This window comes from Sphingomonas sp. P4_D12, assembly GCF_056401895.1.
Map to the genome: position 1 here is coordinate 61,257 of NZ_JBFUIL010000007.1, position 22,240 is coordinate 83,496.

15 protein-coding genes are annotated in these 22,240 nt (G+C 65.3%); 6 read left to right on the forward strand and 9 right to left on the reverse strand.

Annotated features, from left to right (window positions below; translation table 11 throughout):
* Positions 1-336: 336 nt before the first annotated feature.
* Positions 337-750, forward strand: a complete 414-nt coding sequence (locus AC1DSD_RS15885) for an MbcA/ParS/Xre antitoxin family protein (RefSeq protein WP_478031545.1) — start codon at positions 337-339, stop codon at positions 748-750.
* Positions 747-1,478: an RES family NAD+ phosphorylase gene (locus tag AC1DSD_RS15890; protein WP_478031460.1), complete on the forward strand. Its 732-nt coding sequence runs from the start codon at positions 747-749 to the stop codon at positions 1,476-1,478. The genes AC1DSD_RS15885 and AC1DSD_RS15890 overlap by 4 nt, the downstream gene beginning before the upstream one ends.
* A 159-nt stretch (positions 1,479-1,637) precedes the next feature.
* On the opposite strand, the gene AC1DSD_RS15895 is transcribed toward AC1DSD_RS15890, so the two are convergent.
* Genes AC1DSD_RS15895 through AC1DSD_RS15915 form a run of 5 tightly spaced genes read right to left on the reverse strand, consistent with a single transcriptional unit; the run spans position 1,638 to position 7,266 of the window.
* Positions 1,638-3,215, reverse strand: coding sequence for a glycoside hydrolase family 27 protein (locus AC1DSD_RS15895; protein WP_478031461.1), 1,578 nt, complete (start codon positions 3,213-3,215; stop codon positions 1,638-1,640).
* Positions 3,216-3,218: 3 nt separating this feature from the next.
* A complete protein-coding gene (locus AC1DSD_RS15900) occupies positions 3,219-4,631 on the reverse strand; it encodes an amino acid permease (protein ID WP_478031462.1) in 1,413 nt (470 codons plus the stop codon).
* Positions 4,632-4,652: 21 nt separating this feature from the next.
* A complete protein-coding gene (locus AC1DSD_RS15905; protein WP_478031464.1) occupies positions 4,653-5,309 on the reverse strand; it encodes a GntR family transcriptional regulator in 657 nt (218 codons plus the stop codon).
* Between the two features lie 31 nt (positions 5,310-5,340).
* Positions 5,341-6,339 (reverse strand): 4-hydroxyproline epimerase, encoded by a 999-nt coding sequence (locus AC1DSD_RS15910; RefSeq protein ID WP_478031465.1) that lies wholly within the window; start codon positions 6,337-6,339, stop codon positions 5,341-5,343.
* A gap of 12 nt (positions 6,340-6,351) precedes the next feature.
* Positions 6,352-7,266 (reverse strand): dihydrodipicolinate synthase family protein, encoded by a 915-nt coding sequence (locus AC1DSD_RS15915; RefSeq protein WP_478031466.1) that lies wholly within the window; start codon positions 7,264-7,266, stop codon positions 6,352-6,354.
* An 80-nt stretch (positions 7,267-7,346) separates the two neighbouring features.
* On the opposite strand from AC1DSD_RS15915, the gene AC1DSD_RS15920 reads away from it, so the two are divergent.
* The gene (locus AC1DSD_RS15920; RefSeq protein WP_478031467.1) at positions 7,347-8,582 is read left to right on the forward strand and encodes an NAD(P)/FAD-dependent oxidoreductase; all 1,236 of its coding nucleotides are present in this window, start codon (positions 7,347-7,349) and stop codon (positions 8,580-8,582) included.
* On the forward strand, positions 8,579-9,760 hold the full coding sequence (locus AC1DSD_RS15925) for a M24 family metallopeptidase (protein ID WP_478031469.1): 1,182 nt from the start codon (positions 8,579-8,581) through the stop codon (positions 9,758-9,760). The genes AC1DSD_RS15920 and AC1DSD_RS15925 overlap by 4 nt, the downstream gene beginning before the upstream one ends.
* A 69-nt stretch (positions 9,761-9,829) precedes the next feature.
* On the opposite strand, the gene AC1DSD_RS15930 is transcribed toward AC1DSD_RS15925, so the two are convergent.
* The 4 genes from AC1DSD_RS15930 to AC1DSD_RS15945 are packed head-to-tail and all read right to left on the reverse strand — an operon-like array spanning position 9,830 to position 16,575.
* On the reverse strand, positions 9,830-11,392 hold the full coding sequence (locus AC1DSD_RS15930; RefSeq protein WP_478031470.1) for a family 43 glycosylhydrolase: 1,563 nt from the start codon (positions 11,390-11,392) through the stop codon (positions 9,830-9,832).
* 1 nt (position 11,393) lies between these two features.
* Positions 11,394-13,166: a DUF885 domain-containing protein gene (locus AC1DSD_RS15935; protein WP_478031471.1), complete on the reverse strand. Its 1,773-nt coding sequence runs from the start codon at positions 13,164-13,166 to the stop codon at positions 11,394-11,396.
* Between the two features lie 2 nt (positions 13,167-13,168).
* Positions 13,169-14,170, reverse strand: coding sequence for an Ldh family oxidoreductase (locus AC1DSD_RS15940; protein WP_478031547.1), 1,002 nt, complete (start codon positions 14,168-14,170; stop codon positions 13,169-13,171).
* Positions 14,171-14,199: 29 nt separating this feature from the next.
* The gene (locus AC1DSD_RS15945; RefSeq protein ID WP_478031472.1) at positions 14,200-16,575 is read right to left on the reverse strand and encodes a beta-L-arabinofuranosidase domain-containing protein; all 2,376 of its coding nucleotides are present in this window, start codon (positions 16,573-16,575) and stop codon (positions 14,200-14,202) included.
* A 407-nt stretch (positions 16,576-16,982) separates the two neighbouring features.
* Here AC1DSD_RS15945 and AC1DSD_RS15950 point away from each other — a divergent pair, with 407 nt between their 5' ends.
* Positions 16,983-19,286, forward strand: a complete 2,304-nt coding sequence (locus tag AC1DSD_RS15950; protein ID WP_478031473.1) for a S9 family peptidase — start codon at positions 16,983-16,985, stop codon at positions 19,284-19,286.
* 8 nt (positions 19,287-19,294) lie between these two features.
* On the forward strand, positions 19,295-22,033 hold the full coding sequence (locus AC1DSD_RS15955) for a DUF5695 domain-containing protein (RefSeq protein WP_478031474.1): 2,739 nt from the start codon (positions 19,295-19,297) through the stop codon (positions 22,031-22,033).
* Positions 22,034-22,240: the final 207 nt, after the last annotated feature.

Consider the following 22,240-nt stretch of genomic DNA (forward strand, 5'->3'; position numbering starts at 1 on the left):
TCATCATATGGCGCCGCAGGCGGCTTCTCTTGGGACTCCGATTGTCGCGCATCTCCGTCTCAACACGATCGAGTCCAACCTCGGTCGGCTGCGCCCCAAACGACCGATGCGCATGCATAGCAACCTGCCGCACCTCCCTAATCACCCTCTATGAACTGCAGGGGGTGGGAAGTGGACGAAATCGGCGGTTGCCTGCGGCACGACAGCCATTGGATGGCCTTTGAGGGCAACCGGAAAGCGGTCATCCGTTCATCGGTCCCGACCGATGTCGAAAAACGAGGCGGTTATTGCCAAATGGCATTAAATTACGTATATGGTGCCATATGGAGAACCGCCATGCTGGCTTTGCAACCCGTTGATACTGCTGCTCCGGCATTTCGTCCGAATCCGATAACCCAGAGCGAGGCTGCCGCGATGTTCAGGGCGGTACTGAACCTGTTCGGGAAATGGGAGCTCACCGACGAACAGGCGGCGACGCTGCTCGATATGCCGGTGCGTTCCTATCGGCGTTGGAAAGCTGAAGGGCCGGGCCGGGTTTCGCGCGATGGCGCGGCTCGCCTCTCCAACTTGATGGGCATTCACAAGGCGCTACGGATCGTCTTCTCCGAAGCCCAGCGGGGTTATGCCTGGATCAAGGCAAGCAATACAGCCTTTGCAGGATCGAGCGCACTCGATGTCATGCTCGGCGGCGAACTTACCGACATCATGCGTGTGCGCCGCTATCTCGATGCCGAGCGCGGCGGCTGGTGAGCGAACGGGAGACTCTCCCGGTCAGCAGGATTGAGTGGACGGGCGCGGTCAGGATCATCCGCAGCACCTTTCCGCCGATCGACCTGTTCGAAGACATCGCCGACCCTGCCGACTGGCCCTTGCTGATTTCTGCAGAGCAAAAAACGAACCCGCGCATCATGGCCACGATCGGCAACCTCGATCTGGTTCCGACCGAGCGCCGAGTCGGCGGAAACGGCGCCTCCTATTTGATGGCACCGTTCACCCACGCCAGCATCGACCGGCCAAGCCGCTTCACGGATGGCAGCTATGGCGTGCTATATGTCGGAAACGCTTTCGAGACGGCGTTGTTCGAAACGATCCATCACCATGCGCGGTTCATGGCCCGGACTGCGGAAGCGCCCGGCTGGACCTCCCAGTTTCGGGAGATCGTCCTTTCGGTCAGCGCAGACTTGCATGACCTGAGAAGCGCCAATCCGGCCGATCCGGCACTCGATCCGGACAGCTATAGGGCATCTCAAAGGCTGGCGATGGCGCTTAAAGCGGATGGAGCTGATGGCGTCGTCTACCCCAGCGTCCGGCACGCAGGGGGAGAATGTGTCGCTTTATTCTACCCTGACTGCGCTTCAGATCCTGTGCAAGGCCGACACCTCGATTACCATTGGGATGGTATGGGTGTCGATCTCGTGCGCGATGCAGGGACGGGGGCTGTGTTCCGCGTCGTGGATGTGTCCCCCAGTCAGCTTTGACGGCCGAGGCATTCTGGTTCGAAACGCCCCCAATCGGCCCGGCTACGCATGGTGCGTGCAACCTTCGCTGGCTCGATGGAGTGGGGAGTGCTCAAGATTTCAGCGGGTTGCAAAGCCTCGCATGGACGTCGGTGGAGGGTGGGCTGGAGCGCTCGACCGTCAGTTCGGCTTTACTGTGCCTGTCCGACCTCGAGGGACCGACTCCAGCAGGACCACGCCATGCGCGGGGACGGTGAAGCGCGTCACCCTGGCGTCGACCGGCGCGCCGCTCCACACATCGCGCAACGCCCCGATCGTCGACAACCCGACAAGATCGGGCGTCACCGTCATCGTCGCGGGCGCCCCGCCACGGTTGAACAGCGCAATTGCATAGCCACCGCTCGTCAAAGGCTTGAGCCATATCTCCGTGGCGCCGTCCTTGCGCACCGCCTTGCCCTGAACCCCTTTCGGGTCCTGATCGATCGCGATCACGCCGCGATTTTCCAGCAGGCGCTTGGCGGACTCGCTGGTCGTGCGGACGTCATGTCCCATCATCAGCGGCGCGGCGGACATCGCCCATAATGTCATATGGGTGCGGTATTCGTCCTCCGACATGCCGCCATTGCCGACCTCGAGCATGTCGGGGTCGTTCCACCCGCCTGGGCCGGCATCGGTCGGATCGCCATTCTTCTCGAACCCGATCCGGGCCATTGTCGCATAATCGTCAGTGATGTCGCCGGTCGTCCGCCACAAATGCCCGCCGACCGAGCGGCCCCAGGTACCGACGCGGAAGCGACCATATTCGCATAGCGAGTAGACGATCTGGCGCCCGGTCGCGCGCAACGCGGCGCCCATTTCGGCATAGCTGCGTCGGACTGTGTCGGCGTCGGCATAAAACCATTCGCCCGAGCACAGATCATATTTGAGATAGTCGACGCCCCAGCCGGCAAAGGTCCTGGCATCCTGCTGCACATGGCCATAACTGCCTTCGTAACCGGCACAGGTCCGCGGCCCCGGTGAGGAATAGAGGCCGAGCTTCAGGCCACGCGAGTGCACGTAATCGGCCAGCGCCTTCATGTCGGGGAACTTGGCGTTGGGGCGAAGCTGACCGTCGGGCCCGCGCGTGCCCTGCCAGCCGTCATCGATATTGACATAAAGATAGCCCGCATCACGCAAGCCCGTCGTCACCATCGCGTCGGCGATCGCCCGGATCGTCGCATCGTCGATCTTTTCGGCGAACCTGTTCCAGCTGCTCCACCCCATTGGCGGCGTCTTCGCCAGACCATCGGATGCTAACGTCGTCAGGGACGGAAGCGCCGTCTCGTGGAACGTCAGGGCGGCGGCCTCCGCGTCGCTGGCACGCCGCCCGACCAGCGCGACCTTCGAATCCCAGACGCCGCCCTCGAGCGCGATGCCCTGGGGCGTGACGCGCGCGGTCCAGTGGCGGATCGGTACGCCCGGCGTGTTGATGTTGCGCATGTCGAACGTCAGCAGCGTCGGGGTCACGACGATGTTGTCCATCGTCATGTTGCCATACCAGTCGGAGACAAGCTTGCCCGATACTCGCTTGTCGGCCGTCCGGTTCAGTTCGAGCATCCGAATACCGGGATTGGCGGGCGCATCGGGGAAGACGACGGCGAGGCGATAGGGTCCGTCCGCAGGGACGAAGCTCAGCGGCTGGGCGGCGGCCGAAGACGCAGCGAGCACCAGCCCGAGGCACGCGATGACAAACGCGGCCAGGATCTTGAGGACGGACATGATCTAGAGCGCTGCGGCCGGTGCCGTGCCCAGCGTGACCCCGCTGCGCCGTCGACTATAGGCGAAGTAGATTATCAGGCCAATGACGTTCCAGCCGACGAACCGCAACAGCGTCATCGGCGGCAGGCTGACCATCAGATACAGGCATCCGAGGATCGTCAGTGTGCCGACGACATAGGGCGCCGGGCTCCGAAACAGTCGCTCCGCGTCGGGCGCGGTTCGTCGCAACGCCATCAGGCACGCACCGACGGAAATGAAGGCAAGCAGGGTTCCGGCATTGGCGAGCTCCGCGATCTCGTCGAGCCGGAAGATGCCCGCGACGGCGGCGATCGTCGCGCCGGTCAGCAGGGTGATCAGGGTCGGCGCGCCGGTGCGCTTCGACACCTTGGCCAGCCCGCGCGGCAGCAAGCCATCGCGCGCCATCACGAAGAACACCCGGCTCTGCCCGTACATCATCACCAGGATGACCGAGGGCAGGGCGATGATCGCCGCCAGCGCGATCAGATGCGCCGCGAGCGGCTGGCCGAGATTGCGTAAGACCAGCGCCAGCGGCTCGGGCGAGTTAGCCAGCGCGGTGAAGGGCAAGGCGCCGACTGCGGCGATGGCGACGGCCATGTAAATGATCGTGCACAACAGCATCGACCCGATGATACCGATTTTGAGGTCGCGTGCCGGATTCCTGGTCTCTTCCGCGGAGGTCGCCACCGCGTCGAAGCCATAGAAAGCGAAAAACACGATCGCCGCCGCCGCCATCACACCATGCTTGCCATCGCTGCCGAAACCATAGGGCATGAACGGATGCAGGTTGGCGGCGTGGAAATTGGGGCTGGCGAAGCCGACGAAGATCCCCAACGCGACCAGCTTGATCACCACCAGAATGATGTTGAGCGTCGCGCTCTCGCGCGTGCCGGCGACGAGCATACCCATCACCGCCAGCGCGACGGCGACCGCGGGCAGGTTGACGATTCCCCCGCCGTGCGGCCCCACCAGCAAGACGTGCGGGAGATGCACCCCGGCGGATTCGATCCAGCCGACGAGATAGCCCGACCAACCGACCGCAACGGTCGAGCAGGCGAGCGAATATTCCAGGATCAGGCTCCAGCCGACCACCCAGGCGATGCCTTCGCCAAGCGCCGCATAGCTGAAGGTATAGGCGCTGCCGGCGGCGGGAATCATCGTCGCCAGTTCGGCATAAGCAAGTGCGGCGCACCCGCAGACAAGGCCACAAATGACGAAGGCGAGGATCACCGCCGGCCCGGCGCGCTCGGCACCGACCCCGACCAGGGTATAGATACCGGTGCCGACGATCGCGCCCACGCCCAGTGCGATAAGGTGCGGCCAACTCAAGGTCTTGGCGAGGCGTGCGTTCTCGGGGTGACTCGTAACGCTGTCGAGCGACTTACGTGGTCCGAACATGACCTCTCCTGGAAGGGTGAATCAGGTCGCGGCGGATGCCGCGAATTGCAATCTCAGATCATCGAGCGTCGCGGCGATATGCTGGCTCAGCAATGACACGATGGCCGCCTCGTCGCGCGCCAGCCAGGAATCGAGCAGGCCGCGATGCTCGAGATGAGCGCGCTGATCGCGACCGGCCGGCGCGAGATGCGCGATGACATAGCGCTCGGCGAGGATCGTGAGCCGCTCGACGACCTGGGTGGTCAAGATACGGTCCCCGGGCCGGACGAGCGCGGTGTGAAAGTCGCGATTGCGCATCGCCACTTCGGGAAGATTGTCCGATGCCGCGCGATCGAGCCGTTCGAACGTCTCGATCGCCGCGCGTCGATCGGTTTCAGTGGCATAGCGCGCCGCACGCGCGGCCGCGACCGGCTCGATCGCCAGGCGAAGCTCGAAGATTTCCTCGGCCTGCGCGCTCGACATCGGTTGCACGAAATAGCCGCGATTTGCGTGACTGGTGAGCAACCCTTCCTGCTCGAGCCGCGCCAGCGCCTCGCGCAACGGTATCTTGCTGACGCCAAGTTCGGCGGCCAGCGCGTCCTGTCGAATGGGCAGATCATGCGGCAATTGACCGGTCACGATCTGCTCGCGGACGATCTCGAAAACGCGTTCCGATAAAGTTCGGACGACGATGCTCATGCTGGGATCCTCCGGAAAACGGCGGGCTTACTCATTGTACCTGAAAGCCTTCCCAGAAGTGATCTGCGCGATCAATCCAGATCGTGTTGAACCCGGTGGCAATTGCCGATCCTTCGACCGACGGAATGATCGCCGGCACGTCGCCCACCATGGTTTCGGCTTCGACGCGGCCGATGAAACGGCTGCCAATATAGCTTTCGTGTACGAAGCGATCGCCCACCGACAGCCGTCCCGTCGCCGCGAGATGCGCCAGACGCGCCGATGTGCCGGTCCCGCAGGGCGAGCGGTCGATCGCCTTGTCGCCATAAAATACGGCGTTGCGCCCGTCGGCGCCGTCCGCCAGCGGCGCATCCGCCCACAAAATATGGCTCACCCCGCGGATCGTTGGGTCGAGCGGGTGGACCGGCTCATATTGCGCGCGAATGGCTTCGCGAATCCGCCCGCTCAATTCCACCAGCCGCGCCGCGCCGAGCGCATCGAGGCCCGCATAGCCGCCTTGCGGCTCGATGATCGCGTAGAAATTGCCGCCATAGGCGACATCGATCGTCAGCGGCCCGATTCCGTCGATATCGACCGCGAGGCCGCGGCGGGCGACATAGGCCGGCACGTTGGTGATCTTCACCGCCGTTACCTTATCGCCTTCGGCCGTATAGCGCACGTCAATCGCGCCGGCGGGCACTTCGATGCGCAATTGCCCCGGGATCGCAGGCTGGATCAGCCCATGCTCGAGCCCGAAGGTCACCATGCCGATCGTGCCGTGCCCACACATCGGCAGGCACCCCGAGGTCTCGATGAACAGGATGCCGATATCTGCATCGGCCGTGGTCGGCGGATATAGGAAGCCTCCCGACATCATGTCGTGCCCGCGCGGTTCGAAGCACAAACCCGTGCGGATCCAGTCGAACCGCTCAAGAAAGTCCTGCCGCCGAGCGGACATGCTGTCGCCCTTGAGCAGTGGCGCCCCGCCCGCGACCAGGCGGACCGGGTTGCCGGCGGTGTGGCCGTCTATGCAGAAGAAGGTATGGCGCACGCCCGCTTTGCCTCAGGCAGCCTTGGCCAGTTCGATCGTCGGCCGCGTCGCCGCGGCCTTTTCGACCATCGCGATCACTTCGGCCCGACGCTCCCCGATCAGCGGCAAACGCGGCGGAAGCACGCGCTCCGAACCCCGGCCCATCACTTCCTCGGCAAGCTTGATCGACTGCACGAGATCATGCTCGGCATCGAGATGCAGCAAAGGCATGAACCAGCGATAGATCTCCAGCGCCTTGACGTGATCGCCGCGCTCGAACGCCTGCACCAATCCGACCGATTCCTTGGGGAAGGCGTTGGTCAGGCCCGACACCCAGCCCTGCGCACCAAGGTAGAGTCCTTCGAGCGCCACATCGTCGAGCCCGGCGAACAGCACGAAACGATCGCCGAAATCGTTGCGGAAATCGGTGAACCGGCGCGTGTCGGGCGCCGATTCCTTGATGCAGACGATGTTGGGTACGTCGATCAACTCGGCCAACACCCCTTTGTCGATCACCGTACGATAGGCCGGCGGATTGTTATAGAGCATGATCGGCAGCGCGGTATTGCTGGCGACACCCTTGAAATAGGCGACGAGCTCGTGGCTGTCCGGCACGTAGACCATTGGCGGCAGCAGCATCAGGCCGTCGGCGCCCACCTTTTCGGCTGCCTGCGAATAGCGCACCGCGCGGCGCGTATCATATTCCGAAACGCCAGTGAGTACCGGCACACGCCCCGCCACGACTTCGACAATCGCGGTAAGGACGGACACCTTTTCGTCATACATGAGCGAGTTGTTTTCGCCGACCGTGCCGAGCGCGATGATACCGGTCACCCCGTCGCGAATCAGGTTGTCGACAACACGCTGCGTGTCGTCCAGGTCGATCGACAGATCGGCGCGCAACTGCGTCGTGACTGCCGGAAAAACACCCTTCCAACCGATTGCCATCTTGAGAAATCCGTCCTTCTGTTTCATCTGGAATACGGTATACGAAATGAATTGCTGCGGAGCAATAGGGGATAATCGGTTTGAAGATTACGGTCATTGGCGGCGGCGTTGTCGGACTCTGTTGTGCCCTGCATTTGGCCAGGTCCGGGCACGCGGTCACGCTGCTGGAGCAATCCGTCCGCCGCGATGCAGCATCATGGGGCAATGCCGGACACATCGCGACAGAGCAGGTCGCTCCGCTCGCGTCGGTCGCGACGTTGCGTTCGGCGGCGGGTCGGTTGTTCGTGCGGGGCGGCGCGCTCGATCTGCCGCTTGCCGGTATCGCGACCTGGCTGCCGTTCGCGCTGCGTATGATCGCTGCCTCGCGGCCGGCGCGTTTCGAGAAGGGTAGGCGCGCGCTCGGCACGCTGCTCGCCGAGGCGCTGCCCGCCTGGCAGCGACTGGTCGCGGCAATCGGCGCCCCGGGCCTGCTCAGCGACGCCGGACATTGCGTGATGTGGGAAAGCGCCGCCACAGCGGCGGCCGGGCGCGCGGCCTGGGCCGCCGCCGACACCGGGACGGCGCGCTTCGTCGAGGCGACTGCGGAACAGCGAGCAGAATTGGCGAAGGTCACGACGGCACCGATCGCCGGCGCCATCTGTTTCTCCGGCACTGCCCAGATCACCGATCTGGACGCGCTCGCCACCGCGCTGAGCGATGCCTTCCGCGCGGCAGGCGGCACGATCCTCCCGCAGCATGCGGGCTTGGTGCTGGAAGACGGCCGGGCCGTGGTTCCCGGCCTCGAAAGCGGCCGGGTGCTCGTCACCGCCGGTGTCCGTTCCGGCCCATTGGTCGAGGCGATCGGCCACCGCGCGCCGATCGTCGCCGAGCGCGGCTATCATATCCGCGGGACGGCCACGCGCTGGCCGCCAGATCTGCCGCCGATCGTGTTCGAAGACCGCTCGATGATCGTCACGCGCTTCGCCGACCAGGTCCAGGCGGCGAGCTTCGTCGAGATCCACGCCACCGACGCCCCGCCCGATCCGCGCAAATGGGAGCGCCTCGAACGGCATGTCAGGGAACTTGGGCTGGCGATCGACGAGCCGTTCACTCGCTGGATGGGTTCGCGGCCGACCTTGCCGGACTATCTCCCGGCAATCGGTCGCTCGCGCCGTGCCGACAATCTCTTCTATGCCTTTGGCCATCAGCATCTCGGATTGACCCTCGCGCCCATTACGGCGGAGATCATCGCGGCGATGGTCGACGAGACGCCGGAGGGCATCGACATGGCCCCATTCGATCTCGAGCGGTTCGGCGGTAAGGGAGGCAAACGATGATTGGTGGATCAAACGCGACGGACGAACTGGCGACCCTTCCTCCATGGCCGGCGCCGCCACCGCCGATCGGACGCGACGAGCGCGGCGCCCGCCTGAACCGCGCCCGCGCGCTGACCGACGCTATCGGCGCCACCGCCTTGCTTGTGAATGCCGGCCCCAGCCTGCGCTATTTCGCCGGCGTCCCGTGGAGCCCGACCGAGCGGCTGGTCGCCTTGTTGCTGCCAGTGGTTGGCGAGCCTCGCCTGATCTGTCCGGCGTTCGAACGTGGCTCGCTAGAGGCGGTCCTGGAAATTCCGGCGGAGGTGGCCTTATGGGAAGAGGACATCGACCCGTCGGGCCTCCTCGCCGATATGATGCCGGCCGGAGCGACGCTTGCGGTCGATCCGCTCCTGCCATTCCACTACGGCGAAAATTTGCGTGCGCGCGGATGCAGACTGATCGACGGGAGCGCCGCGATCGACGGGTGCCGCATGGTCAAATCCGGCGCCGAACTGGCGCTGATGCAGCACGCCAAGACGATCACGCTCGAGGTGCAACGCCGCGCGGCGCGCATTCTCGCGCCCGGTATCGCAGCGAGCGCAGTGATTCGCTTCATTGACGCCGCGCACCGCGCGCTCGGCGCGGCCGGATCGACCTTCTGCGCGGTTCAGTTCGGCCAGGCCACTGCCTTCCCGCACGGGCTGCCTGGCGACCAAAAGCTCGAGGAGAACAGCCTCGTCCTGATTGATACCGGTTGTACCGTCGACGGCTATCACAGCGACATCACCCGCACCTACGCCTTCGGCCGAGTCGACGACGATGTCCGGACATTATGGACGCTGGAAAAGGAAGCGCAGGCCGCCGCCTTCGCCGCGGTGCGGCCCGGCGTGCCCTGCGAAGATGTCGACGCGGCGGCACGAGCCGTGCTCGAGCGCGCCGGGCTTGGCCCCGACTACCAGCTGCCCGGACTGCCGCATCGCACGGGCCACGGCATCGGTCTCGCGATCCACGAGCCGGCATATCTGGTGCGCGGCGACCGCACGCCGCTCGCGCCGGGCATGTGCTTTTCGAACGAGCCGATGATCGTCGTGCCCGACCGCTTCGGCATTCGGCTCGAGGACCATTTCCACGTGACCGACACGGGCGCGGCATGGTTCACCGAACCACAGCCGTCGCTCGACCGCCCTTTCGCCACCTGATCGGATCGTGGCGGCGCGAAACTTGCCCCGCGATCGAAGCCGCGGTCGCATATCGCCGTTGCCGGCGGCTCACTTGCCGCAGGGCTCTGGCCGATGCGCGCCGGCCGCGACCGGCGGCACCGGCTTGGGCGCGAGCACTTCCCACTCGGTCACCGCGACACCGGCGGTGGCGCCAGCCGCCTGCGACGCGTCGAAGGTTGCGCGCAGGCAGCGCGTGGTGACGGCGGCGAAGCGCGTTTCCTGCGCGGCCGCGCCCGCAGTGCCATAGCCGCTCGCACGCGGCACCGGCTTCCATCCGCTGTCCCAATAGTCGATCCGCCAGCTCTTCGGCGGCGCGACGCCTTCGCCCGCGCCGGCCGGATGATCGCCCCAGAACCAGAGACGCGACCCGTTGACCGTGACCGGCTTGTTCCACCGATATTCGATCCATGGATGCGCGGGAATGGCGTCGGGCACCCACGTGCCCCACATGTCGGGTGGCAACGGCGAGTCGCGGCGAATGCCGTCGTTGATCGCGTTGATCCAATATTGCACCGGCACGGGCATGTTCGAGGCAAAGGCGGTTGCCGACCCGGCGATGTTGCGCGTGGCGCGTGGCGCGGGCTGGGGCAGCCGCGTCGGCACGACCGGGCGGATCAACGCCGGCGTGACGCTATCGTCCCATGCGATCCGGTCGAGCGCCACGCTGCGCCGGAAATGCCCGCCGCCAACGGCATCGGCGGTGTGATAGGCGAGATACCATTTGCCCTTGAACTCGACCGCCCCCGAATGCGACGTCGTCGACGATACCGGCTTGAGGATCACGCCGCGATAGGTCCAGGGGCCAAGCGGAGACGGTGCCGTGCCGTAAGCGATGCACGCATGATACACCGCCGGCGTGCAATCGCTGTCGGGTCCGGCGTTATTGCCGGCGTAGAGCATGTAATAGACGCCCTTGCGCTTCATCAGCCATGGCGCCTCGAAGAAGCCGCGAAGTCCTTCGACCCGCACCTCAGGTCCCCTCGCCGTGATCATGTCGCGGTCGAGCGCCATCCCGCGCAGCTGGCCGAAGGTGCCCCAATAGATGAACGGCGTTCCGTCATCATCGACCATCACCGTCGGATCGATGTTCTGGATCGTGTTGCGTTCGGGTGTCCGCTGCGAGATGATCGGTCCTGAAGGATGGGCATCGCGCCATGGCCCGACCGGATTGTCGGCGACCGCGACGCCGATCGCGAAACGGTCGGGCGCATCGCTCTTCGCCTCGAGCACCGGCGCGTACAGATAGAATTTCCCGTCGCGGCCGGGGACGATCTGTCCGGCATAGGCACGGCCCGGCTCGGCCCATTTGAACAGTGTCTCGGGCCGCGCGATCGCGGGATAGTGCGTCCAATCGCCGGTTGCGGGATCGCTGGTCGCGAGCAATTGCCACTCGTTCATGATGAAGTCGTTGACGCCCGGTGGGGCCTCATCGCGCCCGGCGAGAATCCACAGCCTGTCGCCGATCACCACGGGCGCCGGATCGGTAGAATAATAGCGCCCGTCAGCGAGGATCGGATTGCCGCTGCTGTGGATTTTTTCCGCGCGCGGCATGGTTTGCGCAGTGAGCGGGGCCGCCGCCAGCAGCGCGATGAGAAGGGAAGGGCGCTTCACGTCATTCCTCGTCGGGATAGGGGCCCTTGCCGCCATCCTTGATCAGTTGGTCGGTGCGCGCGTCTAGCACCGGCAACGGCACCGAGCCGAGTTGGAGCATGGCGTCATGCCATGCCCGCACATTGAACCTGGCGCCCAGCGCCTTTTCGGCCCGCGCGCGCGCCTTCTGGAACGCGAGTTCGCCCATGTAATAGCTCAGCGCCTGGCCCGGCCACGCGATATAGCGATCGACTTCGGTTTCGATCTCGTGATCCGACAAGGCCGTATTGTCGTGGAGGAACTGCTGCGCGCGCTCGCGGCTCCAGCCCTGGGTGTGAATGCCGGTATCGACCACCAATCGAGCGGCGCGCCACATCTGGTAGCTCAGCATCCCGAAGCGGTCATAGGGATCGTCATACATCCCCATGTCGTCGCCAAGCTTCTCGCAATACAGCGCCCAGCCTTCGCCATAGGCCGAAAGATACGCGTCGCGGCGAAACTGCGGCAGACCGCTATTCTCGGCGGCGAGCGGCATCTGCATGGCGTGGCCGGGAGCGGATTCGTGCAGCGTCAGCGCAACCATCTGGTAATAAGGCCGCGACGGCAGGTTCCAGGTATTGACCAGGTAGATGCCCGGGCCACCGCGCCCGCCGGTATAGAAAGGTGCCAGATCCGCCGGCACCGGCTTGATCGCGAAGCGGCTGCGCGGCAGGCGGCCGAACCAGTCGCTCGCCTTGCCGTCGAAGGTCTTGGCGATCCACGCCGCGCGGTTGAGCAGATCCTGCGGCGTCTTGGGATAGAAGCGCGGGTCGGTGCGCAGGAAGTGCAGGAAGGCCGGCAGGTCGCCGTCGAACTTCACCTGATGCAGCACATCGAGCATCTGCCCATGGATTTTGGCGACTTCGGCGACTCCGATCGCGTGGATCGCTTCCGGCGGCATGTCGAGCGTGACGAATTCGCGGATCTTCGACTGATAATAGGCTTTGCCGTCGGGAAGATCATAGGCAGCGAGCGTCGTGCGCGCGCCGGGGATGTATTCCGTGCGCAGGAAAGCGAGCAGCTTGGCATGCGCCGGCACCGCGGCCTCCGCGAGCGCTGCTTCTCCATCGCGGCGCAGCGCGGCTTGTGTCGCGGCGGGGATCGTCGCGGGGAAGCTCGCAAAGGGCGCGTAAAGCGGGTTGTCGGCGAGCGGCCTGGCCTCGGCGACTTGCGCCACGCCGATGTCGCGTCCCTGCAGCGTTACTTTCGGAGGCGTGAAGCCGCGCTGCAATCCCGCGCGCATATTGCCGATCTGTTGGTCGAAATAATGCGGCAAGGCGCGCAGCATCGCGATGTAGCTGCGATAGTCGCCTTCGTCATGAAAGCGCCCGCGCGCGGACTCCGCGACATCGCCCCAGAAGCTGGTGTCCGAGTTGAGCGGCTTCTCATACTCGCGATAGATCTGCGCGGCGAGCAACGCATCGATCTGGCCTTTGTAGACTGCATAATCGACCTTGGCCGGGGCGGAGAGGTCGGCGACAGGGATCGCGGCGAGTTGCCGCTCGGTGTCGGTCCAGCGCGCGAGCTTCGCCGCCTGCGCCTGCGGTCCGACATCGGGCAGACGGGCCCGTGTGTCCGCTGGGCTGTTCTCGTCGGGACCCTGCATCTTCTGCCGCCACGCATATTCGGCGGTGTAGATCGCCTTGAGCCGGTCGTCGGCCGAGATCGCGCGCCTCGCGACCTTCTGTTCCGCCGCACCGGTGGCGGCCGGTGAAGTGCCCAGCACCAGCGCCAGAGTCAGCCAACCGTACCGCATCGTCATGCTCCTGCCACCAAGGCGTCGATATCGGCGAGCAACTGCGCCGGAATATGCACGCCGTGGACCTTGCTCTCAGCGCGCGCTGCATAACGGCGCTGCGAGGGCAAGCGCGCGCCCTGTCCCTCGACCGCGGCAAAGAGGCTCTCCGCGCGGGCGAGATGCGCTTCGACCTGGTCGCCGAGGAAGCCGGCCGGGTCGATTGCCACGATCAGTTCGCCGCCGAGTGGCGACCCACCCGCGCCGCCGTCGGCGGCGAGCGACTGAGCGCTGGTCAGGTCGCCGATCAACGGCCCCGCGATCAATTCGACCATCGCCGCCAGTGCCGAGCCCTTGTGTCCGCCGAAGGTGCGCATCGCGCCGTCGAGCACCGCCTTGGCGTCGGTCGTCGCTTGCCCGTCCGCGTCATAACCCCAATCGTCGGGCACGGGTTTGCCGGCACGGCGGTGCAATTCTATCTCGCCCCGCGCGACCGCACTGGTCGCGAAATCGAACACGAACGGTTCGCGGCCCGGCCGCGGCCATCCGAACGCGATCGGATTGGTTCCGAACACCGGCCGCGTGCCGCCGGCAGGTGCGACCCAGGCATGGCTCGGCGTGAAGGCGAGCGCCACCAGCCCTTCTCCCGCCAGCCACTCGACCTCAGGCCAGAGCGCTGCGAAATGCACCACATTGTTGAGCGCCAGCGCGGCGATGCCGTGGCGGCGCGCCTTGTCGGCTAGCACGGCCCGGCCGGTCTCGAATGCCAGCTGCGCGAAGCCGCCGCCACCATGGACTCGAACGAGCGCGCGCGCCGGTTCGGACAGCACCGGCGTCGCGTCCGCCACCACCGTTCCCGCGCGCACGCTCCTGGCGGCAACCAGCAGGCGGTACAGCCCGTGCGAGGCGCAGCCATCGCGCTCGCCCGCCATCATCGTCTCGGCGACCGCATCGGCATGGTCGCTCGACAGCCCGACGCGCAACAACACGCTACGCGCGAGCGCGCGGACCTCCGCAAGCGTCATCACGACGGTAGGCGACGTTTCGGTGTCGATCACTTGGTGGCGCCGGGCCTGGCCGTGAACAGCACCACCCCGAACACCGGACCCGCCGTGCTGCGCTCGTGCGGCACGAAGCGCACCTTGAGCTGGGTCTTGTTCTCGGTCAGCGCGCGAGGCAGCGGATATTCGATGTCGACGAACTTGCCGGGCGCATCGCCGCCGAGATGCTGCGTCGCGACTTTCACATTGTCGACCATGATGTCGAAGTCCCGCTCGCGCTCTTCGCCCCAATAGGTTGCCTGCAGGACGAGCGGGCCGGGCTTGGCTTTCATCGTGAATTCGAAGAAGCCGCCCGCGCGCGCGTCGCGTCCATTGCGATTGCGATAGCTGACCGGCCATGACTTGTCGGACGTCAGGCCATGGTCGTGCTCGGGCTGCATCTCGCCGAGATGGACGACGTCGACCGAGCGCGCCGCGATATCCTTGAGCCGCGCCTGTTCGGCGACATAGGCCGCTTCCTCGGTCTTCCACTCGCCTTCCGTGAAGCGCTTGAAATAGACCGCGCTGCGCCGCTCATATTGCTTGTAGAATGGGACGAAGGTCAGATCGCCAGGCCGCACCACGCCACTGGTGGTATAGGTCGCCGGGGTCGCGCCCGCGCGGAAGCCACCGAGCAAGTCGGCGCCGACCAGTGCCGGATCGGGGCTGGCCCAGTCGCCCTCGGTCGTGCCGAGGTCAGCCGCCAGCACCATCGGCCCGCGCAGGACCGCGATCGTTTTCTCGTCGCCGGGCGTCGCTTCGAGGCGAAGGTCGAGCGGCAGCGTGATCGCAACCGCGTCTCCCGCCTTCCAGCTGCGCTCGACGATGGCATAGCCGCCGGCGAAGCGGGGGCGTACCGGCCGGCCATTGACGGCCACCGCCGCCTTGCCCGCCGCCCAGCCCGGCACGCGCAGTGCGATCGCAAACCGGCCGGGCCTGGCGAGCTTGCCCAAGGTCAGCGTCGAGGTCGGTTCGAAGGGGTATCGTGTGTCGAGCGTCAGCTCGGCGCCGCGCGCACGCCACGTCGCGTCGGCGGGGATGTAGAGGTTGACCAGCAGCGCGCTCTCGCCTTCCCAGAAGATCGACTCGCCGTGCTTGGCATGACTCTCCATGCCGGTGCCGACGCAGCACCAGAAGGCGTCGTCGGCGGGTGTGGAGTAACCCCGCACGGCACCCGTCAGCAGCGGCGTCATATAGGTGAAGCCCGCGGTCTTGGGGTTCTGCGCCGCCATCACATGGTTGAGGTGCGCGCGCTCATAATAGTCGAACAGCGCGCCGTCCGGCTGCCAGCTATACAGCTGGCGAGTCAGCTTGAGCATGTTGTAAGTGTTACAATGCTCGCACGTCTGCTCGGTGATATGGCGGCTGAGCGTGTCAGGCTCGGAGAAATATTCCCGATCGGCATTACCACCGATGACGTAGCTGTAATGCTGCGTCACTGTCTGCCAGAAGAACCGCGCCGCGGTCGCCTTGGCCGGCTCGCCGGTCAGTTCGTGGATTCGCGCCAGACCGATCAGCTTGGGCACCTGGGTGTTGGCGTGGAAATTGGCGAGCTTGTCCTGTTGCGCGGCGAGCGGATCGAGTACCTTGCGGTCATACAATCGCTCGGCGATCGCGAGCCACTTGCGATCGCCGGTACGCACCGACAATTCAGCGAAACTCTCGTTGAGGCCACCATATTCGGTGCCGAGCATTTCCTGCATCTGCGCGTCACTGAGCGCGGCGAAGACCGGCTCGAAATAGCCAGCAAACGCGACCGCTACCGACAGAGCCTTGGCATTCCCCCAGCTGGCATGAATATCGAGCAGCCCCGCGAAGAGTTTGTGGACAGTGTAGAATGGCGACCATGCGCCGTTGAGATCGAACCCTCCCGAGCGGATCTCACCCTTGATGAGCTCGGGGAAGATCTCGATCGCGTCGACGACCGTGCCGTCCTTCCGCTTGCGCTGCATCGCACCGATATAGCCGTTGCCGCGCGCCGCCTGCGCCGCCGCCAACTCGTCGACGATATAGTCGGCGCGGACCTTCGCCTGCGCATCACCGGTCTGCTCGTGAATCAGAACCAGCGCCGACATGTAGTGGCCGAGCGTGTGGCCCGCGATCGTGTCGCTTTCCCATCCCCCATAGATTTCACCCTTGGGCGCGAGCCCGGCATAGGCGCGGAAATTGTGCAGCAGCCTGTCCGCGCTCAGCCGCAGCAAATAGGTGCGGTTGACCTCGACCGCGGTCGCATAATCGGATGGCCGCAACCGTACCGCCGAGAGCGGCAGGGGTTTGGCGTTGCGCGGCAATCCTGCTCCCCGCGCGATCGCGGCAAGACCGGCAGACGGCCCCGCCAGCGCGGCCAGCGCCGCCGCTCCGGCCATCAATTCGCGACGCGTGCTCTGCATGTGCCATTCCCCGTAGAATACTGTATACGATTACTGTGTCTGCTCAGCGAGGTCAATCGCCGAACGCGGCATATGCTGGCGCAAGGATCCATACATCGAGTCCTGCAGAGGGGTGCAGACGCAATTATCGCGGACCGCACCAAAGCGCTGGAAAGATGTCATTTTGATTTGGCATGCCTCCACGCGTGATGTTGTGCGCCCATAAGGCAGCCCGCTCCTCGGGCATGGCTGCGTTATGGATCATGGGATGATCATATACCGTATAATATTTGTTGACGCGCGAAGGGCCGACTGCTGTAGACATTGGCGAAAGGGGGATTGCCGTGCCGTCTCGTGTCATGCTGCCCGTTCATCAGACCGCCCCCGGAAGAGCCCGCGCGGCACTCCTGCTGGGCGTGGCCTGCGCAATGATTCCCGCTGCGGCGTTGGCCGACCCTATCGGTGCCGCGCCCACCGTCGAACAGCGCTACAAGCTTGCCGACCGTTATCTCGGTGCCGGGATGCGCGCGCTGATCGTCGACCAGAATCTCGACGCCAGCTTCATCGACAATGGTAACGGCATCCTCTTCCGGCGCGGCGCCGCCGACAAGCGCGAGATCCTCTTTCTCGACCTGGCGACGCGGCAGGCGCGCCCCGTCATTGCCGAGGCGGCGTTGGCCGGCCTCCTGTCCAGCGCGGCCGGCAAGCCGATCGTCCCGGCCGAGCTCCACCTCGAAGACCCCGAATATGACGTCGCGACCGGCACGCTGAGCTTCGGCGCGTTCGACAAGCGCTGGATGCTCAAGAGCGACGGCACTCTGGCCCAAGCGGCGAAGGGTTCGCCCAAGGGCGACGACGCCACCTCACCCGATGGTCGCTTCCGCATCGTCGCCGAAGACCATAACCTCGCAGCGATCGACCTGAAGACCGGTCGCAAGGTCGCGCTAACCACCGACGGCACGCGCGACAGGCCCTATGGCCGCGGCATCGCGGAGCTGTCGGAAATCCTCAAACAGGGTACCGAAGACCCTGTGCTCCCGGTGTCGATCCGCTGGTCGCCCGACAGCAAGCGCATCCTCACGTGGCGGCTCGACACGACCGGGGTTCAGCGGCTGACCATGACGCAGGAGACCCCGCCGGACGCCTTCTATCCGCGCAGTTTCTCGTACGTCTACCCGCTCGCGGGCGCATCGAAGCTGCCGCAGGCGAGCCGCCTCGTGATCGACGTCGAGGATGCGCTCAAGCATCGCAGGGCGAAGATTGTGCCGCTGCAGGTGCCGAGCGAGTCCCTGCTCTACCCGGCCGACCCCGACATGGGCTGGTCGGCCGGCAAGGTGCGCTCGATGTGGATCGAGCGCGGTTATGGCCAGCTCGTCGTCTATTCTTCCGACCCTGTCACCGGCGCCTCGACCATCACCGCGCGGGAGGCGACGAAGCCGATCGTCACGGTAACCTCGAGCTTCCTGCAGCCCGCCCCCGAACTCGGCGGCGAACTCGACGTGTCGGAGCGCTCGGGTTGGGCGCAGCTCTATCTGGTGCGGCCCGACGATCCCAATGGCGGCGTGCCGCTGACCCGGGGCAATTGGGAAGTGACGGCGATCGAGCATGTCGATGCCGAACACCGCTCGATCCTGCTCACCGGGGTCGGCCGCGAAGCCGATCGCAATCCCTATTATCACGCGCTGTACCGCGTGAACCTGGATGGCACGCGGCCGGTCCTGCTGACGCCCGAACCGCTCGAACACGATGTGCACGTGTCGGAAGACGGCCGCTTCGCGATCGATGCGATGTCGAGCCCGACTGTGCCGACGCGCACCGTCGTGCGCGACACTAGTGACGGGCATATCGTGTATGAGCTCGGCCATGCCGACGCCTCGGCGCTGACCGCGAGCGGGTTCACCATGCCTGAGCCGTTCAAGGGCGTCGCGGCGGACGGCAAGACACCACTCTATGCGATGATCTATCGCCCGGCGAACTTCGACCCGACCCGACGCTATCCGGTGATCGATAATGTCTATACCGGGCCGACGATGCACGTCGTCCCCAGCGCCTTTGGCGACGCGCTGACCAATGGTCCCGCCAGCGTGGCGCAGATCGGCGCGATCGTCGTGGTGATCGACGCGACCGGCACGTCGCAGCGCGGCCAGGCCTTCCGCCTGCCCGCCTACCGGAATCTCGGCGAAGTCGGTCTGGACGATCATATCGCGATGATCCGGCAAATGGCGGCGCGCTACCCCTATATCGATACCAGCCGGGCCGGCGTCTATGGCGGATCGGCCGGCGGCTATGACGCGGCGCGCTTCATCCTGCGCCGCCCGAATTTCTTCAAGGTCGCGGTCGCGTCATCCGGCAATCACGACTTGCGGCTCGACAAGGCATGGTGGCCCGAAGTGACGATGGGCAATCCGGACCCGGCCGTGTGGGATCGCAATTCGAACATCTCCGTCGCGGCCAATTTGCGAGGCAAGTTGCTGCTGATCCACGGGGATATCGACGATAACGTGCCGATCACCGAAAGCTTCCGCCTCGGCGCCGCGCTGATCCAGGCGCATCGCAGTTTCGACATGGCAGTGCTGCCCAACACCACGCACCGCGTTGCCCAGCCCTTCTTCTGGCGCAAATTCCGCGATTATTTCGTCCGCAATCTGCTCGACGAAGCTCCGCCGGCCAGCGCCGAATTCGAAGACCAGACCGCCAAGCCAGCAGCGCTGGCCGCCGCAGCCAATCAGTGAGACCTCCGATGACTCGTTTCCCAATGTCACGTGTTTCGCTGCTGGCGCTGGTGGCGACGCTGCCGCTCGCCGCCTTGGCCCAGGACGGCAAGCCGACCAAACCGGTCTATCCGCCGATCGCGACGACAACGCTGCGGATAGGCACCCTGCAGCTTATCCTGCGCCGAGACACACAGACTCTCGCCGGCCTGTCGCCGCTCGCCGATCCGGTGTTCGACTTCGTCCCCGGCAAGCGCGAGGCCGAGCGCCAGGGCGACGGCTTCAACCATGTCGGCGACATCGATATCCGGCTCCGTATGGCCGGCGGCCAATGGCGCGACTTCGCTTCGGCACACCATCGCGCCCCGATCAAGCCGCTGCCGACCGGCGGCATGACCGTGGCCGCGGCGGATATCACCGCGTCGATGGGGAGCGACATCCCGCTGCGGATCGAGCGCCGCTGGGTAAACGTCCGTGGAGCCCCGGCACTGCGCTTCACGCTGGTCAACACGTCAGACGCACCTGTCGAGATCGGTGTGCTCGGCATGCCGATGGTGTTCGACAACATCATCGACGACCGCACGCTCGAACAGGCGCATGCCGAGGCGAGCTTTGTCGATCCGTATATCGGGCGCGACGCCGGTTATCTGCAGGTCACGCGACTGAGCGGCAAGGGCCCCGCTTTGCTCGTCCTGCCCGAGGGCCGCAGCCCGCTGGAGGCCTATGTCCCGCTGCCATGGGACCGCGCCGTCCCCAAGGACACGACCTTCACCGAGAAAAGTCCCCGTAGCCAGACGTCGGAAGGCTTTTACGACTGGACCGTCGCGTCAAAGGGCTATGCGGACAAGGAATGGAGCAAGGCCGGCACACAATGGAATGTGCCGACCAGCATCATGCTGGCGCCGGGCGAGCGGCATGAGGTCGGCGTCCGCTTCGTGCAATCGCCCACTATTCGGGCGATCGAGGGCACGCTTGCGGCGCAGCGCCGACCGGTCGCGGTCGGCATTCCAGGCTATGTCATACCGACCGATCTGCGCGCGTCGCTGTTCCTGAAATATGCCAGCGCGGTTGCCAAGATCGAATCCTATCCGCAAGGCGCCCTGGTCGCGACGCCAACCGCATCGGCCAAAGGCTGGGCGCGCTACGATATCCAGGCGCATGGCTGGGGCCAAGCGCGGCTGAGCATCACCTATGCCGACGGCAATGTGCAGACGGTGAGTTACTATATCACCAAGCCGCTCGAGCAGGCGATGGCCGATATCGGTCGTTTCACCACGACCAGGCAATGGTTCGACGACAAGGCTGATCCGTTCCGCCGCGCCCCCGCAATCCTGTCCTACGACCGCGAGGCCGGCAAGATCCTCGCCCAGGAACCGCGCGTGTGGATCGCGGGGATGAGCGACGAAGGCGGCGCCGGCAGCTGGGTTGCGGCGATGATGAAGCAACTCGACAATCCTGACGCGGCCGAGGTCGGCAAACTCGAGCAGCTGGTTGACGAAACCGTCGTCGGCAAGCTGCAGGTGGCCAGCGGCGAGCATGCCGGCGCGGTCAAGAAGAGCATCTTCTACTACGACCCCAAGGAGCATCCCGGCTATTACGACCCGGTCGAGAATTGGCGCAACTGGACATCGTGGTCGCACAAGGATGCCGACGATCTCGGCCGGGCCTATAATTACCCGCATGTCGCGATCGGGCATTGGGTGCTTTACCGCCTCGCGCGCAACCATGCCGGGCTGGTGACGCGGCACGACTGGCGCTGGTATCTCGAGCACGCCTACGGCACCGTCACCGCGATGATGCGCGATGCGCCTTATTACACGCAGTTCGGGCTGATGGAGGGCGACGTGTTCGTCGACATCCTCAAGGATCTCAAGCGCGAGGGGTTGACCGCCGAAGCCGCCAATATGGAAACCTTGATGAAGGGCCGCGCCGACCATTGGAAGACGCTGCAATATCCGTTCGGCAGCGAGATGGCGTGGGACTCTACCGGCCAGCCCGAAGTGTACGCCTGGATGCGCTATTTCGGATACCAGCCACAGGCCGACACGACGCGCGAGGCGATTCTCGGCTACGATCCCACCATTCCGAGCTGGGGCTATAACGGCAATGCCCGCCGCTATTGGGATTTCCTCTACGGGGGCAAATTTCCGCGGATCGAACGGCAGATCCACCATTATGGCTCCACGCTCAACGCCGTGCCGTTGTTCGACGCCTATCGCGCCAATCCGGCCGACACGCATCTATTGCGCGTCGCCTATGGTGGCATGATGGGGGGGATCACCAATATCGATCGCGACGGCTTCGGTTCGGCCGCGTTCCATTCCTGGCCTGACCGCATGGCATGGGACCCCTATACCGGCGACTACGGCATGGGATTCTTTGGCCATGCCTATGCCGCGGCGACCTATCTGATCGACGATCCCACCTTCGGCTGGGTGTCGTATGGCGGAAACCTGACCAAGGCTCGCGATTCTGTCAGCGTCGTGCCCAGGGATGGCGCGCGCACGCGGCTGTTCGTGGGGCCGACGGGTACGTGGATCACGCTCGAGGCGGGCAAGATCGCCAATGCCGTCTATGCTCCGACGACCGGCACGATCACGCTGACGCTCGACCCGGCCAATGCCGCGACGCCTGCGGCTCGATTGTTCGTCGAGACCACCACCAAGGCCGGGCGGCATTACGCCACCACGGCTGGAACCGAAGAGCGCGGCGCCCGCACGATCGCGCTGTCGGCCGGGCCGACCATTGTCGTCTTGACGCCGCGCTGACGCCCCAGCCAGCGCCGCGCCACGCTGCGTCACCGGGCAGTTGGCCGTGGCCCTCTCGCCGACAATAGTGCCAGTCCAGTATCAGCGCGCGCGTTTCGCGTTCCGCTGAAAAGGAAACGACACGCAACTCGCGCCGGCCGAATCGGCCGCGCGGCACCTCGAACATGTCCGGCAGGTCCATCGCGACGTCTTCGGCTTTCGTGAGCC